25 protein-coding genes are annotated in these 24,537 nt (G+C 54.3%); 8 read left to right on the plus strand and 17 right to left on the minus strand.

Annotation, left to right across the window (positions count from 1 at the left end):
• Positions 1-3 precede the first annotated feature (3 nt).
• The 13 genes from lpxA to rpsB form a co-directional block, all read right to left on the minus strand.
• A complete protein-coding gene (gene lpxA, locus FFI90_RS17085) occupies positions 4-795 on the minus strand; it encodes an acyl-ACP--UDP-N-acetylglucosamine O-acyltransferase (protein WP_144779752.1) in 792 nt (263 codons plus the stop codon).
• A complete protein-coding gene (fabZ, locus tag FFI90_RS17090; protein WP_144779960.1) occupies positions 795-1,232 on the minus strand; it encodes a 3-hydroxyacyl-ACP dehydratase FabZ in 438 nt (145 codons plus the stop codon). Before fabZ ends, lpxA begins: the two co-directional genes overlap by 1 nt.
• Before the next feature lie 11 nt (positions 1,233-1,243).
• Entirely contained in the window at positions 1,244-2,269 is a 1,026-nt protein-coding gene (lpxD, locus tag FFI90_RS17095; protein ID WP_144779754.1) for a UDP-3-O-(3-hydroxymyristoyl)glucosamine N-acyltransferase, read from the minus strand.
• 48 nt (positions 2,270-2,317) lie between these two features.
• A complete protein-coding gene (locus FFI90_RS17100; protein ID WP_144779756.1) occupies positions 2,318-2,812 on the minus strand; it encodes an OmpH/Skp family outer membrane protein in 495 nt (164 codons plus the stop codon).
• 47 nt (positions 2,813-2,859) lie between these two features.
• Positions 2,860-5,178: an outer membrane protein assembly factor BamA gene (bamA, locus tag FFI90_RS17105; RefSeq protein WP_144779758.1), complete on the minus strand. Its 2,319-nt coding sequence runs from the start codon at positions 5,176-5,178 to the stop codon at positions 2,860-2,862.
• Positions 5,179-5,222: 44 nt separating this feature from the next.
• Positions 5,223-6,572, minus strand: a complete 1,350-nt coding sequence (rseP, locus tag FFI90_RS17110) for an RIP metalloprotease RseP (RefSeq protein ID WP_144779760.1) — start codon at positions 6,570-6,572, stop codon at positions 5,223-5,225.
• 47 nt (positions 6,573-6,619) lie between these two features.
• Positions 6,620-7,804 (minus strand): 1-deoxy-D-xylulose-5-phosphate reductoisomerase, encoded by a 1,185-nt coding sequence (ispC, locus tag FFI90_RS17115; RefSeq protein ID WP_144779762.1) that lies wholly within the window; start codon positions 7,802-7,804, stop codon positions 6,620-6,622.
• A gap of 2 nt (positions 7,805-7,806) precedes the next feature.
• Positions 7,807-8,649 carry a phosphatidate cytidylyltransferase gene (locus FFI90_RS17120; RefSeq protein WP_144779764.1) on the minus strand — a complete coding sequence of 281 codons (843 nt, stop codon included), beginning with the start codon at positions 8,647-8,649 and terminating at the stop codon, positions 7,807-7,809.
• A gap of 21 nt (positions 8,650-8,670) precedes the next feature.
• Positions 8,671-9,441, minus strand: a complete 771-nt coding sequence (uppS, locus tag FFI90_RS17125; protein WP_144779766.1) for a polyprenyl diphosphate synthase — start codon at positions 9,439-9,441, stop codon at positions 8,671-8,673.
• 68 nt (positions 9,442-9,509) lie between these two features.
• Positions 9,510-10,067: a ribosome recycling factor gene (frr, locus tag FFI90_RS17130; RefSeq protein WP_144779768.1), complete on the minus strand. Its 558-nt coding sequence runs from the start codon at positions 10,065-10,067 to the stop codon at positions 9,510-9,512.
• A gap of 42 nt (positions 10,068-10,109) precedes the next feature.
• Positions 10,110-10,838 carry a UMP kinase gene (pyrH, locus tag FFI90_RS17135; RefSeq protein WP_144779770.1) on the minus strand — a complete coding sequence of 243 codons (729 nt, stop codon included), beginning with the start codon at positions 10,836-10,838 and terminating at the stop codon, positions 10,110-10,112.
• A 181-nt stretch (positions 10,839-11,019) separates the two neighbouring features.
• Positions 11,020-11,889, minus strand: coding sequence for a translation elongation factor Ts (gene tsf / locus FFI90_RS17140; protein WP_144779772.1), 870 nt, complete (start codon positions 11,887-11,889; stop codon positions 11,020-11,022).
• Positions 11,890-11,982: 93 nt separating this feature from the next.
• Positions 11,983-12,735, minus strand: a complete 753-nt coding sequence (gene rpsB / locus FFI90_RS17145; RefSeq protein WP_144779774.1) for a 30S ribosomal protein S2 — start codon at positions 12,733-12,735, stop codon at positions 11,983-11,985.
• A gap of 262 nt (positions 12,736-12,997) precedes the next feature.
• Here rpsB and map point away from each other — a divergent pair, with 262 nt between their 5' ends.
• The 6 genes from map to dapE are packed head-to-tail and all read left to right on the plus strand — an operon-like array spanning position 12,998 to position 20,121.
• Positions 12,998-13,768 (plus strand): type I methionyl aminopeptidase, encoded by a 771-nt coding sequence (gene map, locus FFI90_RS17150; protein WP_144779776.1) that lies wholly within the window; start codon positions 12,998-13,000, stop codon positions 13,766-13,768.
• Positions 13,769-16,414 carry a [protein-PII] uridylyltransferase gene (locus FFI90_RS17155; RefSeq protein WP_144779778.1) on the plus strand — a complete coding sequence of 882 codons (2,646 nt, stop codon included), beginning with the start codon at positions 13,769-13,771 and terminating at the stop codon, positions 16,412-16,414.
• Positions 16,411-17,607 (plus strand): succinyldiaminopimelate transaminase, encoded by a 1,197-nt coding sequence (gene dapC, locus FFI90_RS17160; protein ID WP_144779780.1) that lies wholly within the window; start codon positions 16,411-16,413, stop codon positions 17,605-17,607. Before FFI90_RS17155 ends, dapC begins: the two co-directional genes overlap by 4 nt.
• Before the next feature lie 3 nt (positions 17,608-17,610).
• Positions 17,611-17,952: an ArsC family reductase gene (locus tag FFI90_RS17165; protein WP_144779782.1), complete on the plus strand. Its 342-nt coding sequence runs from the start codon at positions 17,611-17,613 to the stop codon at positions 17,950-17,952.
• A gap of 17 nt (positions 17,953-17,969) precedes the next feature.
• Entirely contained in the window at positions 17,970-18,998 is a 1,029-nt protein-coding gene (dapD, locus tag FFI90_RS17170) for a 2,3,4,5-tetrahydropyridine-2,6-dicarboxylate N-succinyltransferase (protein WP_144779784.1), read from the plus strand.
• Positions 18,985-20,121: a succinyl-diaminopimelate desuccinylase gene (dapE, locus tag FFI90_RS17175; RefSeq protein ID WP_144779786.1), complete on the plus strand. Its 1,137-nt coding sequence runs from the start codon at positions 18,985-18,987 to the stop codon at positions 20,119-20,121. The genes dapD and dapE overlap by 14 nt, the downstream gene beginning before the upstream one ends.
• Before the next feature lie 71 nt (positions 20,122-20,192).
• On the opposite strand, the gene FFI90_RS17180 is transcribed toward dapE, so the two are convergent.
• Positions 20,193-20,411 carry a SlyX family protein gene (locus FFI90_RS17180; RefSeq protein ID WP_144779788.1) on the minus strand — a complete coding sequence of 73 codons (219 nt, stop codon included), beginning with the start codon at positions 20,409-20,411 and terminating at the stop codon, positions 20,193-20,195.
• A gap of 194 nt (positions 20,412-20,605) precedes the next feature.
• Here FFI90_RS17180 and FFI90_RS20420 point away from each other — a divergent pair, with 194 nt between their 5' ends.
• Positions 20,606-21,148 carry a cold-shock protein gene (locus tag FFI90_RS20420; RefSeq protein ID WP_144779790.1) on the plus strand — a complete coding sequence of 181 codons (543 nt, stop codon included), beginning with the start codon at positions 20,606-20,608 and terminating at the stop codon, positions 21,146-21,148.
• Positions 21,149-21,235: 87 nt separating this feature from the next.
• On the opposite strand, the gene FFI90_RS17190 is transcribed toward FFI90_RS20420, so the two are convergent.
• From FFI90_RS17190 to FFI90_RS17200, 3 genes are all read right to left on the minus strand, one after another.
• Entirely contained in the window at positions 21,236-21,610 is a 375-nt protein-coding gene (locus FFI90_RS17190) for a hypothetical protein (protein WP_144779792.1), read from the minus strand.
• On the minus strand, positions 21,582-23,003 hold the full coding sequence (locus FFI90_RS17195) for a hypothetical protein (RefSeq protein ID WP_144779794.1): 1,422 nt from the start codon (positions 23,001-23,003) through the stop codon (positions 21,582-21,584). Before FFI90_RS17195 ends, FFI90_RS17190 begins: the two co-directional genes overlap by 29 nt.
• Positions 23,004-23,069: 66 nt before the next feature.
• Complete coding sequence (locus FFI90_RS17200) at positions 23,070-23,510, minus strand: VOC family protein (protein ID WP_144779796.1); 441 nt, start codon at positions 23,508-23,510, stop codon at positions 23,070-23,072.
• A gap of 111 nt (positions 23,511-23,621) precedes the next feature.
• On the opposite strand from FFI90_RS17200, the gene FFI90_RS17205 reads away from it, so the two are divergent.
• On the plus strand, positions 23,622-24,518 hold the full coding sequence (locus FFI90_RS17205) for a DUF1853 family protein (protein WP_144779798.1): 897 nt from the start codon (positions 23,622-23,624) through the stop codon (positions 24,516-24,518).
• The last annotated feature ends 19 nt before the right edge of the window (positions 24,519-24,537 follow it).

Consider the following 24,537-nt stretch of genomic DNA (forward strand, 5'->3'; position numbering starts at 1 on the left):
GGCTCAGCGGATAATGCCGCGATGAGCTCCACGCAGGGAGTCGATAAGCACGCGCACTTCCGGCGTATCGGCATAGGCATCTTCCAGCACTTCAACGGCCTGCTCTGTTGTAAGCCCCTGGCGGTAGATAATCTTGTAGGACCGACGCAGAGTCATCAAAACCTCTTTGCCAAAACCCCGGCGTTTGAGGCCCTCAACGTTCATTCCGTGAGGCTCAGCCGACTGGCCAGCCGCCATCACGTACGCCGGGATATCCTTGAGCACGATACTGCCACCTGCCGCCATGCTGTGCGGGCCGATATGACAGAACTGGTGTACCATGGTGCCACCGCCCAGAATGGCGTAATCACCCACCGTTACGTGGCCGGCAAGCGTTGCGCAGTTCGCAAGAATGATGTTGTCGCCAATCACACAGTCATGAGCCACGTGAACATAAGCCATCAGCAGATTGTTGCTGCCAATACGGGTTTCGCCCTTATCCTGGACAGTGCCCCGGTGGATGGTGCAGTTCTCGCGGAAAACGTTGTTGTCGCCGATCACTAATGTGGTTGGCTCACCGGCGTATTTTTTGTCCTGACACTCTTCTCCGATACTGCAGAACTGGAAAATCCGGTTGTTCCGGCCGATGACCGTTGGTCCCTTCACAACCACGTGGGAAAGAATCTCCGTGCCTTCGCCAATCTCAACGTTTGGGCCTACGTAACTCCAGGGGCCAACCGTTACGTTATCCGCAAGCTTGGCAGACGGATCTACAATCGCCTGAGGATGGACACCCGACCAGTCATTTGTCGCCATTAAACTTCTCTCTCAGCGGTCAGTATCTCTGCCACGCAAACCACCTCACCATCGACCAGTGCGCGACAATCAAATTTCCAGATACCACGTTTACCTGAGATAAGCACCGACTCCAAACACAGACGGTCTCCGGGCAACACGGGGCGTTTGAAACGCGCCTTACTGGATCCTGCTAAATATTGTACCAGCCCGTCGGAAGGTTTCCGCCCCACGGTCACAAAACCAAGAATGCCAGACAGTTGAGCCATAGCTTCAATAATCAGCACACCTGGCATAATCGGGTTGCCCGGAAAATGACCGGTGAAGAATGGCTCGTTAAACGAGATGTTCTTGTAACCCTTGATCGACTTGGCCTTTTCAATCTCGGTAACCCGATCCACCAACAAAAACGGATAGCGGTGCGGCAGGTATTCCAGTATTTCATCGATGTACATCATTTTGATCGGCCTCAGCCCTTTGATTTCTTTTCCAGTTCTTTTATGCGACGTGCCAGCGTATCCAGCTGGCGGAAACGCACGGCGTTCTTTCGCCATTGCCGATTCGTGTCTGCGCTAGTGCCAGAGGAATAGACTCCCGGTTCCCGAATATCACCGGTTACCAGAGTCATGCCGGTAAGGTGCACCTGGTTGGCTATTTCCAGATGCCCAGCCACTCCGGCGGCTCCACCGAAAACACAGTGACTGCCGATCCGCGTACTACCCGCAATCCCGACCATCGCAGCCATGGCTGAGTGGTCGCCAATGCGGACGTTGTGAGCAATCTGAATGAGATTGTCGAGTTTCACGCCATTACCGATAACCGTGTCGTCCAGTGCGCCACGGTCGATCGTTGTATTCGCGCCAACTTCAACGTCGTCACCCAGAACAACGCGCCCGAGTTGCGCGATTCTGTGCCACTGGCCTTTCTCATTGGCAAAGCCAAATCCATCAGAACCAATCACAGCACCGCTTAGGATATGGCAACGCTGCCCCACAACGACATCGTGGGCCAGAGTCACTCTGGGGCGGATAATGGAGCCAGGGCCGATGCTGGTTCGAGCTCCGATAATGCAACCTGGCCCAATAGCAACTTGATCACCAATCACAACATCCGCTTCAATAACGGTGTTGGGGCCTATACTGGCGCTGACCGCTATTGTCGCGCTGGCATCAACCACGGCCGAAGGGTGAATGCCTGGCGGCGCGACGGGGGCAGGATCAAACCAGTGACTGAGCCGAGCATAGCCCAGGTACGGATTATCAAGTAACAGGACATTGGTCGGACGGTCTGCCGCAGCGGCAGGCGATAAAATAACCGCTGCAGCGCGGGTATTCGACAGGTGCTTGGCGTAGGCGGGATTTGCCAGAAAGCTGAGCTGATCCGGGCCAGCTGCCTCGAGGGTCGCAAGACCGGAAACCCGGATTTCAGGATCGCCGCGAAGCTCTGCCCCCAGAGCCTTCGCGATCTCTCCTAACCGGTAAGTCGCTTCTGTCATCACGCGCTCCACAACACGCTCGTGAGCCCGAAGGCTCTCCGGCAGGAATTAACGGTTCAGCTTCTCCAGAAGCTGCGGGGTCAGGTTCATGCTCGGCTTCACATAGACAACAGCCTCACTCGGAAGAATCAGATCGAGGTCGTTTTCTTCCAGCAGCTCTTTTACCGCCGCATCCACTTCAGGACGGGCTTCTTCAAGAAACGCCTGCTTACGCTGGTTAACTGTGGAGTCGAGACGCTGCTTGAGGAAGTTGAACTCTTTAACCTTCTCCTGAAACTCGCCGGCAAGCTTGTTGCGCTCGCTCTCGTTCATCATCGCACCGTCTTTTTCCAGACGCTCTTTCAGTTCGCGGGCGAACTCCTGAGTTGCGCGGACTTTTTCCTCGTCGCCAGCAAAGTCTTTCTGGAGACTTTCGCTGAAGGTTTTGGCATCGTCCGATGAAAACAAAGCCTGACGCAGGTCCACAACACCAATACGGGTCTCCGCCACAGCCGGCATTGCCAGCGAAATAGCTGCGGCAAACATCAGTACGGTTCTAAACATAATAAGGCTCCTGTTTCTCATTCGTTCTTGTTTCTTGTGTGTCTGATTCAGAATGTCTGGCCCAGTGAGAACTGGAATATCTGAGTATCGTCACCAGGCTTGTCGTTAAGCGGCTTGGCAAGGCTGAATGCCAGAGGGCCCACCGCTGTGATCCACTGGAAGCCGATACCCACTGACAAGCGCACTTCATCCAGAGCCGGATCAAAATCCCGATCCGGATCGAATACCTGCCCTGCGTCCAAAAAGAACGCTGTACGCATGGATCTGCTATCACCCGCAAACGGTGTCGGGAAAATAAGCTCCAGAGAACCTTCCGTCAGGAGGTTACCACCGAAAGGATCGGGGTCGGAAAAATCATTGGGGGCGTTGGTAGCACGCCGTCCCAGTGAGTTGGCCTGATAGCCTCGGACAGACCCATAACCGCCGGCATAAAAATGTTCATAAAACGGCATGATTGAGCGGTCACCGTAACCGTCCCCGTAACCTATCTCTGTTCTCGTGCGCAGCACCCAACGGTCAGTATCCGTGAGTGGGTAGTAGAAATCAGTTTTATGGCTTGCCTTATAGAAAGTGAGATCACTGCCAGGCACCGCAACATCGAGCGACAACGAGTGGCTGTAGCCTTCTGTTGGCAGTATGCCCCGGTTAAGAGTGCTGCGACGCCAGCTGCCGAACATAAAGAAGTTATTGAAGGTATCGCCTTCGGTATTGATAAAATCGCTGACTTCCTGGGACGTAAATACGCCACCTTTGACCTTGGAAAGTGTATACCCCAGTCCAAAATTCAATCGGGTAATGTTATCCGTTGGATAGCCAAACGTAAGGCGACCACCGTATTCGTCCAGGAGGTAGGACGTAATATCTTCTTCTTCAAAGTCGGTCTCACGGGCAAAAACACTGAACCCCCGGCTGACACCATCTACCGTGTAGTAGGGATCGGTGTAGCCAATATTTGCACTCTTGACCGAGTCGCTGACATTTACGCCAAACGACACGCGCTTGCCAGTGCCGAAGAAATTGTTCTCAGAGACATTAGCACCAAGAATAACACCGGAATCCTGAGAGAAGCCCACGGACGCAGAGAGGCTACCCGTCGGCTGTTCTTCGACAGAGTAGTTAACATCGACCAGATCATCTGTTCCAGGCACGGGAACAGTTTCCACATTAACCCCCTTGAAAAAGCCAAGGCGCTCGAGACGGGTTTTGGAAAATTCGATGCGGTCGGAGGAGGCAATACCACCCTCCATCTGAGTCATTTCCTGGCGCAAGACGTCATCACGGGTGGACACGTTGCCATCGAAGTTGATGCGGCGAACATAGGCTCGTTTGCCAGGCTCAACAAAAAACGTAACGGCAGCTGTGTTGTCTTCTCCGGGTTCAGGCACTGCATTCACGCTGGCAAACGCATAACCTTCCTTGCCCAGCCGAAACGCAAGGGTTTCCGAGATCGCCGTCATGCGGGCACGGGAGAATACATCTCCCTCATCTACCGGAATCAGCTCCCGAAGCTCTTTTTCATCAATAATGAGGTTGCCACGAAGCCGGATCTCGGAGATCGTGTACTGCGGCCCTTCGTTCAGTGCGATCGCAATAAAGACCTGCCGCTTATCCGGCGAAATGGACACCTGGCTAGACTCCACATTGAAGTCCAGATAACCCCGGTCGAGGTAGAATGAGCGCAGCGTTTCGAGATCGCCACTAAGGCGTTCCCGCGCGTACTTGTCTGAGTTCGTAAGGGAGTTCCACCAGCTGCTGGTTTGCAGCTCAAAGAGATCCCTCAATTCTTCGTCGCTGAAGTCGCGATTCCCTACCAGGTTGATGTGCTGAATGGCGGCAACCGTACCTTCATTGATATCCAGGCGAATGGCTACACGATTGCGCGGCAGCTCTTCAGCCGTTGCTTTTACCCGGGCATTGTAACGGCCCTGACCGATATAGGATCGCAAAATTTCCAGTTCGAGCCTTTCAAGCGTTGCCCGGCGGAACACCTGACCTTCCTGGAGCCCGGCGCCAGCCAGAGCATCCATGAGCATGTCAGTTTCGATGTTCTTGTTGCCTTCAATGTCGATCGACGTAATTGAAGGGCGCTCCCGCACGGTGAGGATGAGAGTACCGGCATCGCGGCTGGCGTCTATGTCCGTGAACAGTCCGGTCCGGAAAAGCGATTTGATCGCATCTGCCAACTCGGATTCATCCATCTGTTCGCCAATATTGACAGGGAAAGCGGAAAACACAGTACCCGCAGAAACGCGCTGCAAGCCTTCCACCTCGATATCTGCAACCGTAAATTCATCTGCAAATGCTGGCTTCATGCCGGTTGCGGCAACAGCGAGGCCAACGGCTAAACCTAGAAGAGAGCGTCTCATTCAATTATTTCGCCTGGTTGATGCGCGTAAGGAGCCCGCAATTCTCACAACCGCATCAGGTCGTTGTAAAGAGCAAACACCATTAATGTGAGAATCATTGCCATACCAATTCGTAACCCAAGCGCCTGGGTCTCATCCGAAAGCGGTTTTCTGCGGATTGCCTCAATGGTGTAATACACGATGTGACCACCATCCAGAACCGGTACCGGCAACAGATTGAGAATACCGAGGCTGACACTGAGATAAGCCAGAAAACGAACAAAATCTTCAAACCCGGAACTGACACTAGCCTCGGCTACCCGGGCAATTGTAATCGGACCGCTGAGATTACTGGGCGACAGCAGCCCTGTAACCATTTTCTTGATAGCAACCAACGTAAGACGTGTATCCGCCCAGGTTTCATCCAACGCAATGGGAATTGCAGCCAGAGGACCATAGCGAACGTCTCGCATCACACTGTCGGGCCACGAAACCGCTTCAACACCGGCACCGACAAATCCGATTGTCTCGCCATTATCCAGTTTTTTTGCGCCCGGGGTAATCTGTACGGCTCGTTCGGACCCGGCGCGCTCAACCGTAAGAGCCAGTGTTTGCTCGGGTGCATCGCGAATAAACTCGACCAGGTCAAACCAGTCACCCACTGGCAGGTCATTCACTGCAAGGATGCGATCCCCCGCCTCAAGACCCGCAGCCTGCGCAGCCTCACCATCTGAAATCTGGCCAAGAATCGCTGGCACGTCCGGTCGCCACGGCGTAATACCAAACTCTGCAAGCGGGTTGGGCACATCTTCACTCAGACCCCAGCCGCCGAGCTCACCACTCACGACGCCCCTGGCCCCGCCGCTGGACACGTCCAGTGTTATCTCACCCTGCTCCCCTGCACGCTCGAGGATGCGCATGTTCACATCACGCCAGGAACTTACCCGGTGACCGTCAACGGCATGAAGTTCCATACCATTTTGCAAGCCAACTCGCTCAGCAACACTTTTTTCGGCAACGTCGCCAACGATCGGCGCAATATGGGTAACACCCACTACACCGAGCACCCAGTAGGCAAAAATTGCGAAAAGAAAATTGGCAATCGGGCCTGCTGCCGCAATAGCAATCCGCTGGGAAGGCGGTTTGGCGGTAAAAGCCTGATCCCTGAGCTCTTCGGGAACCGGACCCTCGCGCTCATCCAGCATTTTTACATAGCCACCCAGCGGAATAGCCGCTATGGCAAACTCGGTTCCATGACGATCATACCAAGAGAATAGCGGCTTGCCGAAACCCACCGAAAAACGAAGTACTTTCACACCACAGCGACGCGCCACCCAGAAGTGGCCATACTCATGGAGGGTGACGAGTATGCCCAGGGTAAGTGCGAGAGCAAGTAGGGTTTGAATAATCTGCATAGCTTTCCTGGTTTTGGCGCCAGCCAGGCGAAATTCTTTATTTTATATCAGACAGTTAACAGCGCGATCTGTTCCCGCGCCTGCTGCCGTGCTTCCGAGTTTTTCGCGAAGATGATATCAAAGCTGTCAGCAGACACCACCGGCGTAACCGCAAGAGTTCTCTCAATAACAATCGGTATGTCTGTAAAAGCCAGATTCCCGTTCAGGAACTCGGCCACTGCGACCTCGTTCGCCGCGTTCAGCACCGCTGGAGCTGTACCGCCTGTTTCAAAGGCCTCGGCCGCTAATCGCAAACAGGGAAAGCGCAAGAGGTCTGGACGCTCAAAGTGAAATCGTCCTATCGTAAAAAGATCCAGCGGGGCGACCCCTGCATCGATACGTTCCGGCCAAGCCAACCCGTTTGCGATGGGCGTACGCATATCCGGGCTGCCCAGCTGAGCCAGCACAGAACCGTCGGCATACTCTACCATGGAGTGGATAATACTTTCCGGGTGTACGTGAACCTCTATCCGATCGGGTGTGATGTTAAACAGCCAACATGCCTCGATCAGCTCAAGCCCTTTATTCATCAAGGTGGCCGAGTCTACAGAGATTTTCTGCCCCATGGACCAGTTCGGATGAGCGCAGGCCTGGGCCGGCGTTACTGAATGCAGGGCTTCAGCGCTGTGCTCCCGAAAAGGCCCGCCGGAAGCCGTCAGAAGAATCCGGGTAATGCCGGCCCCATCCGGATCGCGAATCCTGTCTGCAGGCAAGCACTGGAAGATGGCGTTGTGCTCGGAGTCTATGGGCAGCAACTCGGCGCCTGAAGCCGAGACAGCGTCCATAAACAACTTGCCGGACATAACCAGCGCTTCTTTATTCGCAAGTAACACACGTTTACCCGCGTGGACAGCAGCAAGCGTGGGAACCAGCCCAGCGGCCCCTACAATCGCGGCCATAACGGTACAGGCTTCCGGGGAGGAAGCGACTTCACACAACCCGGCCTCTCCGCTTAAGACAGAGATATCCGGGAGGTCTGAAAGCAGTTCAGCAAGTTTTTGCGCTGCGGTAGCATCGGCCATCACCGCAACCCTGGGGTGAAACTCCCGACACAACGCTGCAAGCTCTTCAGCACGGGTTCCGGCTGTGAGTGCATACACTGAAAACCGCCCGGGGTGACGCCGAATAACATCCAGAGTGGAGAGCCCGATTGATCCCGTGGCACCAAGAACCGTAATGGCGCGAGCGATCATACTCAAAAGTGCCCGACCGCTGTCAGCCAGCCAAGTTGAGTGATAATAAGCGCAAATACCGGAACCGCAGCAGTAAGGCTGTCGATGCGATCCATGATTCCGCCATGCCCGGGTAGCAAGCGGCTGCTATCCTTGATGCCTCTGAAGCGTTTGAGCATGCTTTCAAGCAGATCTCCAAGCACCGACACTATGCCGGTTACCAGGCTCGCAATAACCAGCAGAACGGTTTCAACGGCGCCGGCCGAAGCAAGAATACTCACAATAAAGGCAAAGGTGCCAACGGCCGCCAGGCCGCCCCATACGCCTGCCCAGGACTTACCAGGGCTGACTCTCGGCGCAAGTTTGGACTTGCCAAAAGCCCTGCCGGCAAAATAGGCACCTATATCTGCGACCCAGACGACGCAAAACACATACAGAATGAGCAGCAGGTTGTTGTCCGTACTTCCAAACTGGAATCCGCCGGCCCGGAGATGGTTCAGACCAACCCATGCAGGCACCAACACCAGCACACCCATAAACGCCCTCACCGGCACACTGCCCCAACGCTCTGAACCTGCTGGATAACTGCGAACCAGCAAAAAACAGACAACCCACCAGACAAGAGCGAGCCAAAGCATTGCAACAGCCGATACATTCAGGAGGCCATACAGGATAAGTGCAATCACTGCCGCATATGCAACTCGGCGTGATTGCTGCTCAAGCCCGGACATATTGGCCCACTCCCAGGCACCCAAGGTGATAATTGCAGCGGTAAACAGCGCAAAACCCAAAGGCGGCAGGAAAAAGACGCCGCCAATAGCGATGGGGGCAAGAATAAGAGCGGTTATGATCCGGGTTTTTAGCACAGTAGGAGTCGCCGTGGTTCGTTATTGTTGTGACGGTTTGGCCGTAATCTGGTCATCTGTCTGACCAAATCGGCGTTGACGTCCGGCATAGGCCTGTAGCGCTTTGCGCATCTCGTCTTCTTTGAAATCGGGCCAGAATTCAGGCGAAAAATAGAGCTCGGTGTAAGCCAGATGCCAGAGCATAAAGTTGCTTATGCGTTGCTCGCCCGCTGTACGAATCATGAGATCCGGCATGGGAAGATCACCAATGCTCAGGTGCTGTTGAATCAGATCGTCGGTAATATCGGATGGCTGAAGGTGCCCCGCTTTGACCTGTTCGGCAACTTGCCTTGTTGCCTGTGCAATATCCCAATGGCCGCCGTAATTCGCGGCAATGACGAGCGTCATTCCGGTGTTGTTACACGTAAGTTGCTCCGCCTTGGCCATGAGCTCCTGCAGCGTGGAGTTAAACGCGGAACGGTCCCCGATAATGCGCAGGCGTATGTCATTGCGGTGCAATTTCCTGACTTCCCGCTCCAGCGCAAAAACAAACAGTTTCATCAGAGCGAAGACTTCGTCCTTTGGACGACGCCAGTTTTCGCTTGAAAAAGCGAACAGCGTGAGCACCTCCACCCCTTCCCGGGCACAGGTTTCAACAACAGACTTCACCGCATCCACTCCGGCTTTGTGCCCTGCCACTCCTTTTAACCGACGCGCCTTGGCCCACCGGTTATTACCGTCCATGATAATGGCCACATGCCGGGGCCGGCTATCAGCCGACACCGGAATCTCTGCGGATACTGTTCCCGTCATGAAATCCCCTGTACTGCCAGCAGAAAACCCGCTAGCCGCATGTTTCGCTTGCAAGTGAACCGAGGCGATCAGACCGCCATCAGATCCTCTTCTTTCGCTTTGAGCATCTTCTCGACTTCAGCGATATAGCGATCTGTAAGCTTCTGGATTTCTTCTTCACCCCTGCGCACGTCATCTTCGCTTATATCTTTGTCTTTCAGCAGATCTTTCATCATGCTGTTTGCATCGCGACGGGCGTTCCGGATAGACACACGACCATTCTCTGCGTCCGCTTTCGACTGCTTGACCATGTTTTTACGGGTTTCTTCGGTCAGCATCGGCATCGGTATACGAATCAGATCACCGCTGGTTGCCGGGTTCAGACCGAGGTCGGCCATCATAATGGCTTTCTCGATAACCGGTACCAGATTCTTCTCCCAAGGGGACACAGCCAGCGTACGGTTATCTTCCACGTTAACGCTCGCGACCTGCTTCAGCGGCGTTTCCTGACCGTAGTAGTTAACCATCACACTGTCCAGAATAGACGGATGTGCACGGCCTGTACGGATTTTGTTAAACGCTGAGTGCAGAGCTTCCAGGCTCTTTTCCATCTTCTTTTCGGCTTCAGCTTTTATATCGTTGATCACGTAATAATCCTCAATTCGTTCGTCGGGGCATTGTGAAGCCCGTTATTCAATCAGTGTACCTTCTTTCTCACCCGTCACGATGCGCGTCAGCGCGCCCGCACGGTTCATATCAAAAACACGCAGCGGCATACCATGATCCCGCGCCAGGCATATTGCCGTCAGATCCATCACACCCAGCTTTTTATCAAGCACCTGATCATAAGTCAGTTTGTCGTACTTTTCCGCCGTGGGGTCAAGATACGGATCCGCAGAATACACCCCATCCACCTTGGTTGCTTTCAGTACTGCGTCGGCTTCAATCTCGATACCACGCAGGCAAGCTGCCGAATCGGTTGTGAAGAAGGGGTTGCCCGTACCTGCACAAAATATAACCACATCACCATCTTTAAGGTCCCGGACAGCACGGCGGCGATCATAATGCTCAACAATACCACTCATGGGAATAGCCGACATAACCCGGGTGCGGATGTTCGAACGCTCGAGAGCGTCACGCATGGCCAAGCCGTTCATAACGGTCGCCAGCATGCCCATGTGATCACCGGTAACCCGGTCCATACCTGCTTCACTCAGCGATGCACCCCGGAACAGGTTGCCGCCGCCAATAACGAGGCCAACCTGAACGCCGATGCCGATCAAAGCACCAATTTCAAGTGCCATCCGATCAAGAACTTTGGGATCAATACCGAAATCATGCTCACCCATCAGGGCTTCGCCACTGAGCTTGAGCAAAACACGATTGTATCTCGGCTGGTTTTTCGATGATGTCGGCATATTGATCCCCTTTTTGTCTGTTAACTGCTATCCGGCGTGATACGCATCGCAGGCTTGTATCTGACATACTCCTCGGAAAAGGGGGATCTCAGATACAAGCCCGCCACGAGAGCCGGAAAAATCCAACCAACGTGGCAGACTCAGGTGGCGCTGTAACTGGCTGTTACAGCGCCGAGAAAAATCAGGCCTTGCCTGTACCGGCTGCAGCAGCAACCTCGGCAGCAAAGTCTACTTCTTCTCTTTCAATGCCTTCACCCACTTCCAGGCGAATGAAACCTACCAGCTCACCGCCAGCGGATTTGATCAACTCACCCACGGTCTGCTCCGGGTTTTTGACGAAAGGCTGCTCTACAAGGCTGTGCTCCTTGAGGAACTTCTTAATACGGCCACCCATCATTTTTTCAACGATTTCGGCTGGCTTGCCTGCCATATCCGGCTGCGCCTTGATGACATCTTTCTCTTTCTCGAGTTCTTCAGCTGGCATGTCTTCCGGCTTTGCAACGCGCGGATTAACAGCTGCAGCGTGCATCGCGATATCGCGAGCCAGCTCGGCGTCACCAGCAGTCAGAGCAACAACAGCGGCGATTTTATTGGTGCTGTGAACATAGCCACCAACAACAGGACCTTTGAGCTCAACAACACGGCGAACACTGATGTTCTCGCCAATTTTCTGAACCAGCGCTTCGCGCTTGGCTTCGAGATCACCTGCCATCAGCTTGGCAACGTCGGTTTCACCTTTCTCAAAGGCAACGTTCAGAACGTCGTTGGCAAAATTGATGAAGTTGTCGTCACGAGCAACAAAGTCGGTTTCGGAGTTTACTTCAACAATGTAAGCAGCAGTGTTGTCGTCAGAAATCTTGATCAGCGAAACACCTTCAGCGGCTGTGCGCCCGGCTTTCTTGGCGGCTTTGAGGCCAGAAGACTTGCGCAATTCTTCGATCGCGGCGTCTACACTGCCTTCAGATTCAACCAGAGCCTTTTTGCACTCCATCATGCCAAGGCCAGTGCGATCACGCAGTTCCTTGACCATTGCAGCGGTAATTGCAGCCATGTTCAATCCTCTTAACTTGTTCGAATTCGGTGGGGAAGCCTACCCGGAGACTCCTCCGGGTAGGCTTTACATCTCAAAGGTGACGCGTATGCATCACTCAGCAGCTGGAGTGGTTCCTGCAGCTTCTTCACTGACTTCTACAAACTCATCAGCGCCTGCGCCGCCAGCTTGTGCTGATTCAAGGCACGTATCAGCAACAGCTTTCACATAGATCTGGATCGCACGGATAGCATCGTCGTTGCCCGGAATCACGAAATCTACGCCGTCCGGGTTACTGTTGGTATCAACAACGCCGATAACAGGGATGCCCAGCTTGTTGGCTTCTTTGATAGCAATGCGCTCGTGATCAACGTCGATAACGAACAACGCATCAGGCAGGCCGCCCATATCCTTGATACCGCCAATAGAACGCTCAAGCTTATCCATTTCACGGGTGCGCTCAAGAGCTTCTTTCTTGGTCAGCTTGTCGAAAGTACCGTCTTTGCTCTGGGCTTCCAGATCACGGTAACGACGGATGGACTGACGGATGGTTTTGTAGTTGGTCAGCATGCCGCCGAGCCAGCGGTGGTTAACAAAAGGCTGACCGGAACGTTCTGCTTCTTCCTTGATGACCTTGGCTGCGGCGCGCTTGGTGCCAACGAACAGGATCTTGTTCTTGCTCTCTGTCAGCTTCTGAACGAAGTCGAGTGCTTCATTCATTGCAGGAACAGTTTGCTCAAGGTTGATGATGTGAATCTTGTTACGGGCGCCGAAGATGAACTTCGACATTTTCGGGTTCCAGTAGCGAGTCTGGTGACCGAAGTGAGCACCTGCCTTGAGCAGGTCACGCATATTTACCTGAGCCATGATATTACCTTAGTTTAGCTTCGGGTTAGTCCTCCACGCGTCCAATTGCCCCAACCAGACTCCCTTTACAACTTAAAAGTGGAAGTAGGCACCCTGGGACAACGTGCTGACACGTGTGCGAATTTGCCGGATTTGTTTCCAGCGGGCGCGTTTATATCACAAAATGCAGACCTCCCGCCATTAATTTTGCATCAGGGCTTCCTTGTACCCAGAGCCCCAGCCCCTTAAAATACGCGATTGATACAAATTAACGGGAAGCCTAATGCAAGTATCGATCAAGACTCCGGAAGAAATTGCAAAGATGCGTGTGGCCGGCCGTCTGGCGGCCGAGGTTCTCGAAATGATCGGGGAACACGTTAAACCTGGCATTTCAACGGAAGAGCTCAACCAGATCTGCCATGACTACATCGTCAATGAGCAACAGGCGATTCCTGCTCCTCTGAACTACAAAGGCTTTCCAAAGTCGGTTTGCATTTCAGTCAACCACGTTATCTGCCATGGCATACCTTCAGAGAAAAAGATTCTGAAGGACGGTGACATTGTCAATATTGACGTTACCGTTATAAAAGATGAGTACCACGGCGACACCAGTAAGATGTGGATCGTCGGTAAACCAAAGCCCGGCACTGAACGCCTGGTCGCCATTACTCAGGAATGCCTCTACAAAGGCATTGAGCTGGTTAAGCCAGGCGCTCGTTTGGGCGACATTGGCCATGTAATCCAGCAGCACGCCGAAAAGCATCGCTATTCCGTGGTCAGGGACTACTGCGGCCATGGCATTGGCAAAGTATTCCATGAAGAGCCGCAGGTTATGCACTACGGCAAACCGGGCACAGGCATGGAACTGCAAGAAGGCATGACCTTTACTATTGAGCCCATGATCAACCAAGGCAAGTACCACACCAAAATGCTTCCGGATCAATGGACAGTGGTCACCAAAGACCACAAGCTTTCTGCGCAGTGGGAACACACTATTCTCGTGACGGCCGATGGCTATGAAGTATTGACCAAACGGTCGGAGGAATCCTTCTAAGTGGACCGCGAGGAACTGGAGGCCAGTATCAGCAGGGATCCATCTCCTGTGAAGGCAGCCAGGGAGCTGCTCAAACAGCGTTACAATGCCGATGCTGAAGCCTTTAGACAGGGCGCCGATGTGCGGGCCCTGGTTCGCTCCAGGGCCGATACGGTCGACACCGTGCTGAGGCTGATCTGGGATCGCTATCCCTTCTCCGGCTCACCGGACATTGCGCTCATCGCCGTTGGCGGCTACGGGCGAGGCGAACTCCACCCACACTCGGATATTGACCTGCTGATTCTGACACGCAACGGCATTGAACCGGGCTGGCAGGAAGATCTCGGAGCTTTTGTCACTCTGCTTTGGGATCTGAAGCTCGACATTGGCCACAGCGTTCGCAGCATTGAAGAAAGCAAAGAGGCGGCACGAGGCGATATAGCCACACTGACCAACCTGCTGGAAACCCGCACAATTGCCGGCCCGGATGAACTGCGTAAAGAACTCAGTGAACAAGCCTACTCCGATAACATCATCACTGATCGCGACTACTTTATTGCCAAGCGCAAAGAGCAACAGCAGCGCCACAAGAAATACAGCGACACCGAGTACAACCTGGAGCCCAATGTAAAGAGCTCCCCGGGCGCCCTGCGAGATATCCAGACCATTGGATGGATTACCAAGCGGCATTTTGGCCTTCAGAGCATTGCCGACCTGACCCGCTTCAGCATCCTCACCGACGAGGAACACCAGATCCTGGTTCAGGGTGAGACCCTGCTGTGGAAACTGCGCTACGGACTGCAGCTGATCGCGGACCGTAACGAAAACCGGCTGCTGTTCGATCATCAACGAGCCCTGGCGCAAATGCTGGGCTACAAAGACGAAGGCAAGCGGCTGGATGTCGAGTTGATGATGCAGTCCTATTATCGGACCGTGCTGGCACTGGCAGAGCTCGCTGACGTTATTCTCCAGTTTTACGACGAGGCGATACTCGGCACCGGCACAGAAGATAATATTCAGCCGATCAACAAGCGCTTCCAGGTTCGCAACAGCTACATAGAGGCGGTAAATAACCAGGTATTTGCCTATTCCCCCTACGCGATCATGGAAATCTTCGTGCTGATGGCCCAGCACCCTGAAATAAGGGGCATCCGGGCCACAACAATACGGTCGTTGCGGGCACACAGGCATCTGATTGACGATGCTTTCCGTTCTGACCTGGCCGTGACTTCCCTGTTCATGGAACTGCTGAGAACACCCCATGCGCTGGATGAATCCCTCTCCGCCATGAAAAAGTACAATGTGCTGGGTCGCTATCTGCCCGAGTTCGGGCAGATTATCGGTCAGATGCAGCACGACCTTTTCCACATTTACACCGTTGATGCTCACACCATGCGGGTTGTCCGTAACATGGTGCGGCTGAACGGCCCGGACGCGCGCGACGACTACCCCTTGGCCGCCCGACTGATTCACGGGCTTCCCAAAAGGGAGGTTCTTTATATTGCCGGGTTGTATCACGACATTGCCAAGGGTCGTGGGGGAGATCATTCAGAGCTTGGTGCTATCGATGTAGAGTCGTTCTGTAAACGTCATCATCTCGGGGAGCGTGATACCCAGTTGGCTTCCTGGCTGGTGGAAAATCATCTGCTGATGTCCATGACGGCCCAGCGCAAGGACATTTCTGACCCGGATATTATCCGGTCATTTGCCCGGGCTCTGCCCAGTCAGGCGCACCTCGACTATCTCTATATACTCACGGTATGTGATATCAGCGCAACCAACCCGAAGCTCTGGAACACTTGGCGAGCGTCCCTGTTGCGCCAGTTGTATATGGAAGCCAAGCGTGCCTTGCGAAGCGGCACAGAGATCCCCGTTGACCGGCAGGAGTGGGTGCGCGCAACCCAGTCGGAGGCCCGGGAAATTCTCCATGCCCAAAGCATCACTGACGAACAGATCGATGCCATCTGGGACACGGTCGATGAAGACTACTTCCTGCAGGACTCCACGGTTGATATCGCCTGGCAAACCGCAGCCATCATTAACCATGGCAATACGCCGGGACCACTGGTACTTATCCGAGACACCCGCGGCGGTCCAACCGATGGTTACTCCCAAATCATTATTTACATGAACGATCGGCCAACCCTGTTTGCCGCCACAACTGCGGTACTGGAGCAGCTCAACCTCAACATTGTGGATGCCCGCATAAGTTCAAACGAAGGCCCCTATACAATCAGCTCCTATGTCGTTCTCGACGAAAAAGGCCAGCCTCTGGGCGTAGATCCTGCCCGCAAGGAACGGGTGCGCAAGCGCCTGATCGAAGAGCTGGATGATCCGGAAGACTATCCCGACATTATTCACCGCCGCACACCAAGGCAGCTCAGGCATTTCGCGTTCCCGACCGAGGTGCTGTTTTCCAACGACACCATTAACGAGCGCACGGTGATTGAAGTGATTACGCCTGATCGCCCCGGCCTTCTGGCACGGATTGGGCAGGTGCTGCTGGATCATCGCATACGCCTGAGCAACGCCAAAATCGCCACACTAGGCGAGCGCGTAGAAGACGTATTCTTTGTGACCGACGAACACGGCGACCCTGTCGGCGATCCCGCCGTGTGCCTCGCCCTGCAGCAGGACCTATGCAAAATGCTGGATGACATTCAATGAATCCGAATCTCGACAAACTCCACCCCTACCCGTTCGAAAAACTTGCCAAATTAAAGGCTGGTATAGCACCGCCGGACAATCTGCGCCCCATTTCCCTGGGCATCGGCGAACCCAAACACCCTTCCCCTGAGTTTGTGAAACAGGTGATTGCCGACAACCTCGACCGACTGGCCAACTACCCCACCACAAAAGGCCTGTATGAGCTGCGGCAGGCGATCAGCGAATGGACTACGCGGCGATTTAAACTGCAAGCCGGATCCCTCAGCGCGGACCACAACATCGTTCCGGTGAACGGCACCCGGGAAGCAATATTTTCACTGGTGCAGGCGGTGGTTGATTCAAGCAAGCCTGCAACGGTTGTAAGCCCGAACCCGTTCTATCAAGTGTATGAAGGCGCGGCATTTTTGGCAGGTGCTACCCCGGTTTACCTGCCCTGTGATGGCACCAACGGTTTTATCCCGGATTTTGACGCGGTACCCGAGTCTGTATGGCGCGATTGCCAGGTTCTGTTCCTGTGTTCGCCAGGCAATCCCAGTGGCGCCGTTATGCCTCGGGAAACCCTGACGAAAGTTATTGAACTGGCAGACAAGCACGACTTCATTGTGGCTTCAGACGAGTGTTACTCCGAGCTCTATCCGGATGAAAACAATCCGCCCGAGGGACTGCTGCAAACCTGCGCAGCTATCGGTCGACATGACTTCGCACGCTGTGTGGTATTTCACAGCCTTTCAAAACGCAGCAACTTGCCGGGACTGAGGTCGGGGTTTGTTGCGGGCGATGCACGCGTATTAAAAGGCTATCTTGACTACCGCACCTACCATGGTTGCGCCATGCCCGTTCACAACCAGCTGGCCAGTATTGCTGCCTGGCAAGACGAAGCCCATGTGAGGGACAACCGCGCGGCTTACCGTGCCAAGTTTGAAGCGGTGGTACCCATTCTTCGTGACGTCATGGACGTGGACTTCCCCGACGCCGGCTTCTACCTTTGGCCCGTCACTCCGATGGATGACGAAACCTTTGCGAAAGAGCTGTCGGCACAGCAGAACGTTCATGTACTGCCCGGACGCTACTTATCGCGCACAGTGGACAGTCACAACCCGGGAGAGAACAGGATTCGCATGGCACTGGTTGCGCCACTGGAAGAATGCGTTGAGGCCGCGAGGCGCATTGTTGATTTTGTAAAGGCAAACTGAACCATGAAGCTGTATGGCATACGAAACTGCGACACCGTCAAAAAAGCCCGAAATTGGCTTGATGAACAGGGCATTCCCTACGAATTTCACGATTTCAAAAAAGACGAACTCAACGAAGCTCAACTAAGCCAATGGGAAAACGCAGTTGGCTGGGAACGTCTTCTGAATCGTAGAGGCACAACCTGGCGCAAACTCAGCGATGAGGTTCGTGATACCATTGACGCCCAATCTGCCCACGACCTCATGCTGGAAAACACCTCGATCATTAAACGACCCGTGGTCGAGCATGAAGGTTCGGTTTATGTCGGCTTTAACGCCGAAGACTGGGCAATAATCTTCAAATAAACAGGAGCAATCACCACATGAGCTTTGCATTCGGTATCGGTATCGGCACCCAAAACAACCAGGGCGAGTGGCTGGAGGTTTTTTACCAGCAGCCGATCATTACACCCGAAAAAGAGCTGATCGATGTGGTAGAAACTGCCCTCGACTACAAAGGCGGCAACCAGGCTATCCAGGCGACCGCGGAGCAGCTTGTGCAGTTTGCCAACGCGCTGCGTCAGATCGGCGCAAGCGATCAGGCCTCGCTTGCGGAAAAAGCAGCCGGCAGCAAACGCCCGGTGGTCGTCACGATTCTGGAAACGGATGACACCGCCTCCAGCACGCCAGAGGTGTACCTTAAGCTGCACCTGATCTCTCATCGCCAGGCCAAACCTCACGGCGTCAAGCTCGACGGCATATTCGGCCTGCTGCCGAACCTGGCCTGGACCAACGAGGGTGCCATTGATCTGAACGAACTGCCGGAGCGCCAACTCAAAGCCCGCCTGGATGGCCGCTCGCTGGAAATAAAATCCGTAGACAAATTCCCACAAATGACAGATTACGTGGTACCAAAAGGCATTCGCATAGCCGACACAGCACGCGTGCGCCTCGGCGCCTATGTGGGTGAAGGTACAACCGTAATGCACGAAGGCTTTATCAACTTCAACGCCGGTACCGAAGGCACCAGCATGATTGAAGGCCGCATCTCTGCGGGCGTTATGGTAGGCAAAGGCTCCGATCTTGGCGGCGGCTGTTCCACCATGGGCACACTATCCGGTGGCGGCAACATGATTATTTCCGTTGGTGAGAACTGCCTGATCGGCGCCAATGCCGGCATTGGCATTCCCCTGGGAGACCGTTGCAAGGTTGAGGCTGGCCTGTACATAACAGCCGGCACCAAGGTTGCCTTGCTGGATGACAGCAACGAGCTTGTGGAAATCATCAAGGCTCGTGATCTGGCCAACAAGCCAGACTTGCTGTTCCGCCGAAACAGTCAGACCGGCGCGGTTGAATGCAAAACCAACAAATCCGCCATCGAGCTGAATGAAGAACTGCATGCAAACAACTGATTCTCAAACACTCGAACTGGCCATCGACCTGATCAGCCGGCCATCGGTCACGCCAGATGACGCCGGCTGCCAGGAACTGATGATGTCTCGCCTGATCCCGTTGGGGTTTATTGGCGAACACATGCGCTTTGACGATACAGACAACCTCTGGGCCCGCAAAGGTTCAGAGGGGCCAGTGCTGGCTTTTGCCGGGCACACCGATGTGGTTCCCACAGGGCCGGAAAGCAAATGGGCACACCCTCCGTTTGATCCCGTTATCAAAGACGGTTATCTGCATGGTCGTGGCGCCGCCGACATGAAGGGCAGTCTTGCGGCTTTCATCACCGCCTGCGAGCGCTTTGTCAGTGCTCATCCGAACCATCGCGGCTCTATAGCCTTGTTGATTACAAGCGATGAAGAGGGCCCGGCGCAGAACGGCACTGTGAAGGTAATCGAAGCTCTGGAAGCCCGCTCGGAAAAGATGGACTGGTGCCTGATAGGCGAGCCGTCCAGCACTCAGGATGTCGGAGACGTGATAAAAAATGGCCGTCGCGGTTCGTTGCACGGCTATCTTACGGTGCAAGGGGTTCAGGGCCACGTGGCCTATCCGCACCTTGCGGACAACGCCGTTCATGCCATTGCGCCTGCCCTGCATACACTTGCTAACGAGTTCTGGGATAACGGCAACGATTATTTCCCGCCGACAACCTTTCAGATCACGAAAGTCGAAGCCGGCACCGGCAGCAATATCATTCCAGGCGAGTGCCTGGTGCACTTCAACTTTCGTTACTGCACTGAAAATACGGCGGAAAGTCTTGAAGAGCGGGTAGTGGCAGTTCTTGACCGGCACAATCTTAAGTACGATCTGCAGTGGCACCTCAGTGGCCGGCCCTTTCTGACCGACAAAGGTGCTCTGGTCGCGGCCTGCCAAAGTGCCATTCGCGATGTGACCGGGCGTGAAACCGAGCTTTCCACATCAGGCGGCACATCTGACGGGCGCTTTATCGCACCCACTGGAGCGCAAGTTGTGGAGCTCGGCCCGATCAACGCCACCATTCACAAGATAGACGAGTGCGTGAAAGCTGAAGATCTGGATACATTATCCCGGATCTATGAGCAGATACTTGTGGAATTGCTGGCTTGACTGGTTTTTTACGGACTGAATAGCGTACGCGAAATGCCGAGGCAGTTGCTTCGGCATTTTTTTATAGAGCGTCAGTAATGGGGCGGAGGGGTTTCTTCCTCTTCACGCTTCATGTGGGAAGGTGACACATCTTTCAGCTGGTTGTGTAATAAACGCTTTGCGTTCCAGAGCTCGCGGATATCCATTTCCTGTTTCGCTACCTGTTCGCTCAGGGTATTGATTATATCGTCCTGAAAGGCGAGCCGTGTTTCAAGCTCGTCCAGTCTGGCTTGCAGATCGTTATGGCTCATCGGGTACTGAAACTCCGTCACATATAATGGCTATTTGGTCAGCAGTCTGGATAATCTGCTATCATGCCGCTTTTGCCCGCCAGAGCTTCCGTTTTTCCGGAAATCAGGCGGTATTCACTGGCCGGGTGTGCGATTTTACCCGATATCCGGTTTTTTATCGTCAGCGTTAATAAATAATGGAGATTTTTCAGTCAATGCGTAATCCAGCCAAAGCGATCCTTGTTGCTCTCCTGATCGCGATTCCAGCACCATTGGTACTTGCCCTGCTGCTATCATTTACCCCCGAACCACTTCGCCTGATTGCCGTAGGCGAGTTTGTAGAGGCTCTGGGCAGCACTCGTGGCATCGCCGCATACATCATCACCTTTATCGTTTTCGGCATTGCCGGTTTTCTGGCGGTGGTCATTGCAGCCAAGCCACAGCCTGCACGCGGCGCGTCGCAGCGTGCAAGCTCTCCATCACGGAATCAAAGTTCTACGCAGAACTATGCAGATGATGATACCGACTATGATGACAACAGCCCGGAAGGCGACGAGGAAGGCACTGTAAAGTGGTTCAACGTTAAAAAGGGATTCGGCTTTATCGTTCGTGACAGCGGAGATGAAGTGTTCGTTCACTTCCGTGCCATTCGCGGAAGTGGTCGCAGGGTACTGCGCCAGGGCCAACTGGTTCGCTTCAGCGTGGTTGATGCGGACAAAGGCCTGCAGGCGGACAACGTTTCTATTCTGAGCGAATAAAACGTTCGTTGATGTAAAACAAAAGGCAGCCCGCAACTGATTGCGGACTGCCTTTTTTCATTTAACGCTATTCAGTTTCCCACTATTTCAATTCCAGGCTACGAGCTGCTCACCCCGGCTGTCCAAGCGCCACCACTTCTCATCCTCTGCCGGCTCACCCTCTTTCCACTCTCCCGGGCTGCAGCGGACCTCCGCCTCCATGGCTCGCCATGCACTTCGGGCACAATCGAGATCACTGCTCCAGGGAAGATGTTCGCCTTCGATAAGCAGCGAGGTATACCGCCTACCAAAAGCTTGCGGATACAGCGTTATTTTCAATTGGCCTTTATTAAAGTGCGCAGAGCCCTTGATGACAGACGAAGTATCGCTGTCATCAAGCACTAATTGCTCAAGATGGCTTTCCAGCCAACGTCCAACCGCGCCTGCTTCAAGGTCACGAATGTAGATTTCCAGATCCTGCACCCGCAGATTCTCCATGCTGATGATCACAATGGAGCACATAGTGAACCGGCCCGCGCCGCGCTGCAACCCAGCGCTCCAGTTCCTGACGCAGGTCTTCCACCGTAAGCCGGCGTAGCGTGCCTGCAGCTTTGCGTTCGTGCCATGCTACTTCGGTGGCGGCACGCATAAGGCTTAGCTCCTCAAGTGCCTCCTCAATTTTATTCAGTGGCTCCTGCCGTGCCAGCGCAACCAGGCTTTGCCGCAGAAGCGTATCCGCCTGGCCAGAAAGCGCCACCGAACTTGCCGGGCCGCGGCGCGCAAAAAGATCAAGTCGCGCCGCAGCACGCTCTACCCACTGCAGCACTCCTCCCGGCGTACTGACGCACCGGCTGCGCCGGGAAGCCGCAAACTGAGCAACGGGATAAGACAACTGAATGTTCCAACGGCGCTCGATAGCCGCCTGATGGGCGACAAGAATGGCCTTGCGCTGGACGACACTTGAAGGGCGCATGTTGAACGCATCAAGCGCCCGGCCAAGGCGTTGTTCCAACAAACCACAGCTCTCCTCACCGCCCGGCGTGACAGGCCCCAGAAGCAATACCGGCCCCTGCCAGCGCAGAACCAGCTCCGACGCAAGGCCGGAAGGAAGTTCCATCAGAGCCAGCAGGTCGGCGGGGGTTACATTATCCAGCACAAGAACGGGCCAGGGTGTTCTGGAAGCCGCAGGGATGACGGCGAGATCGCTGGCCATAAGCTCAGCTTCACGGCGCAGATCCATTTCAACATAGGGTTGCGTTAGCGACGACAGCAGGGCGCTCAGCCAGGAGGACTTCCCTGCCCCGCGCTCGCCTCTGACCCACAATAGAGCGTCAGGTGTTGCGGCAAGTGTTATAGCGACGTCTTCCGCCAGCTCGATCCACTCCGGATCGGTAATCACAATCGGTGCCGCCTCATGCTCTTCAATACCTGACTGCTCCGGTCCCACTCCGGTGTTAACCAGGTCACCCGATTCTGGCCAGCGCGAAACCAACTCAAGAACCGCAACATAGGCCTTTCCCTGCAAACGCTCCGCCCTCCGGGCAAGCACCTCGAGAAGTTGAGGCCAGTCCAGCCAGGCGGGCGTGCCAAAGAATTCACGCGCGGCCGCCAACCAGTATATTAACTGGGAAGACAGCAGGCCTTCACCGCCGACCTCAGTCACAATGGGCTGCTCGCATTGGATAGTACGAGTTAACTCATCCATATCCACCCCCGAGGCGCGCAAAAACTTACTCGCGGAGGGGCTGGCGTCCAGCAGTGCAAGCAGGAAATCTTCTACCGTAATAACTGTCCCGCCACGGCGATCAACATGATCGCGAGCGCTTAATAATGCCGTCTGGCATTGAGGGGTAAGGCATCCCTGCCAATCTTCCATGAAACATCTCCCTGTTTTTTTCGCATCATCCTGATGCCGTCGAAAATATGTCGATAATTTTTCTGCTTACCAGGTGCCCGTATTTTCCATACTGACCCAAGGCTCTTTGGGCTCCAGGGCTTCGCCTTTCTGCAGCAGCTCTATGGATATATTATCTGGCGTGCGGATAAAGGCCATGTGGCCATCCCTGGGTGGACGGTTAATGGTTACGCCATTTGCCTGCAGCGTCTCGCACAGAGCATAGATATCATCCACCCGGTAGGCCAAATGGCCAAAGTTACGACCGCCGGAGTATTCTTCCGGATCCCAGTTATAGGTCAACTCAAGCATCGGTGCTTTGTTTTCACAAGCACTGGATTCGTCTGCCGACGCTGCCAGAAACACCAACGTGAAGCGGCCCTTGTCGCTGCTTTTTCGATTGATCTCAACCATACCCAGCAGATCGCAGAAAAAATGCAGGGTTTGCTCAAGATTACTTACACGGATCATTGTATGCAGATATTGCATGCTATCTCCTGTCGCTTCTTGGTTCATTGTGCCTTAGGCACTCGCAATTCAGCCACCATCCCGGAATGCGCCAGGCCTTTATTAAGTACCAGTTTACGGTATTCTGAGCGAATGAATGCAAACCTTGCCTCTGAGCTGATTAATTCTTACCACACGCCAGCGATACGACACCTTGCATGGTTGTGTCAGGCACCGCAGCTGATGCGCTCGCCGATCACATTTGAGCCCGCACAACATCTACCCTCAAACTATTCCGATATCCTCAATGCCTGGGATCAGGACATTGAGGCAGCACCATCATTGCTAAGTGAGCCACCGCAACGCCGGCTGGGTTTCTATTTCGAGCGACTCTACCAGGTTTTTCTCGAGGACGTGCTTGGCTGGCCTATCCTGCTGAAAAACCGACAGATCCAGTCAAGCGGGCGCACCATCGGCGAACTGGATTTCGTGGTGCACAACAAGAAAGATGATCGCATTGAGCACCATGAAATCGCGATCAAATTCTATCTCGGTGTTTCAGAGTGCGCCGCTTCAACACTCTGGTACGGCCCCAACGCCCGTGATCGGCTTGATATGAAAACAACCAGCCTTCTCGAACAACAGAGCCGCCGCACACAACTACCCGAAGCAATCGCACTGCTCGCGGAATCCCATATAACAGGCCCGCTAACCCCGCGAATTTTCATGCCAGGGTATCTTTTCTACCCCGACGATCAGCCTGCGGTAACGCCGGATTATGTTCCGGCAGGGCATCTTCGCGGGCGCTGGACGTACGCCCACGACGCGAGGGCGATAGACACGTCACAATGGGTTGTACTAAACAAACCGCACTGGATTGGCAACTGGTTTCAGAGTGAGCCGCCGGAGACAGAGCATACTCAGGAAGCTCTGAAGCGTGTCGAGAACAAATCCGTTCCGCAACTGTTCGCAGTGCTGCGGGAAGATCGCCAAACGGGTAACTGGCTCGAAACCGACCGGGTGTTTGTGGTGCCGGAAACCTGGCCCTGAAATTCCTGCCAAGACTCTT

It is taken from the genome of Marinobacter maritimus, from assembly GCF_007671675.1.
Classification (GTDB): Bacteria; Pseudomonadota; Gammaproteobacteria; order Pseudomonadales; family Oleiphilaceae; genus Marinobacter; species Marinobacter maritimus.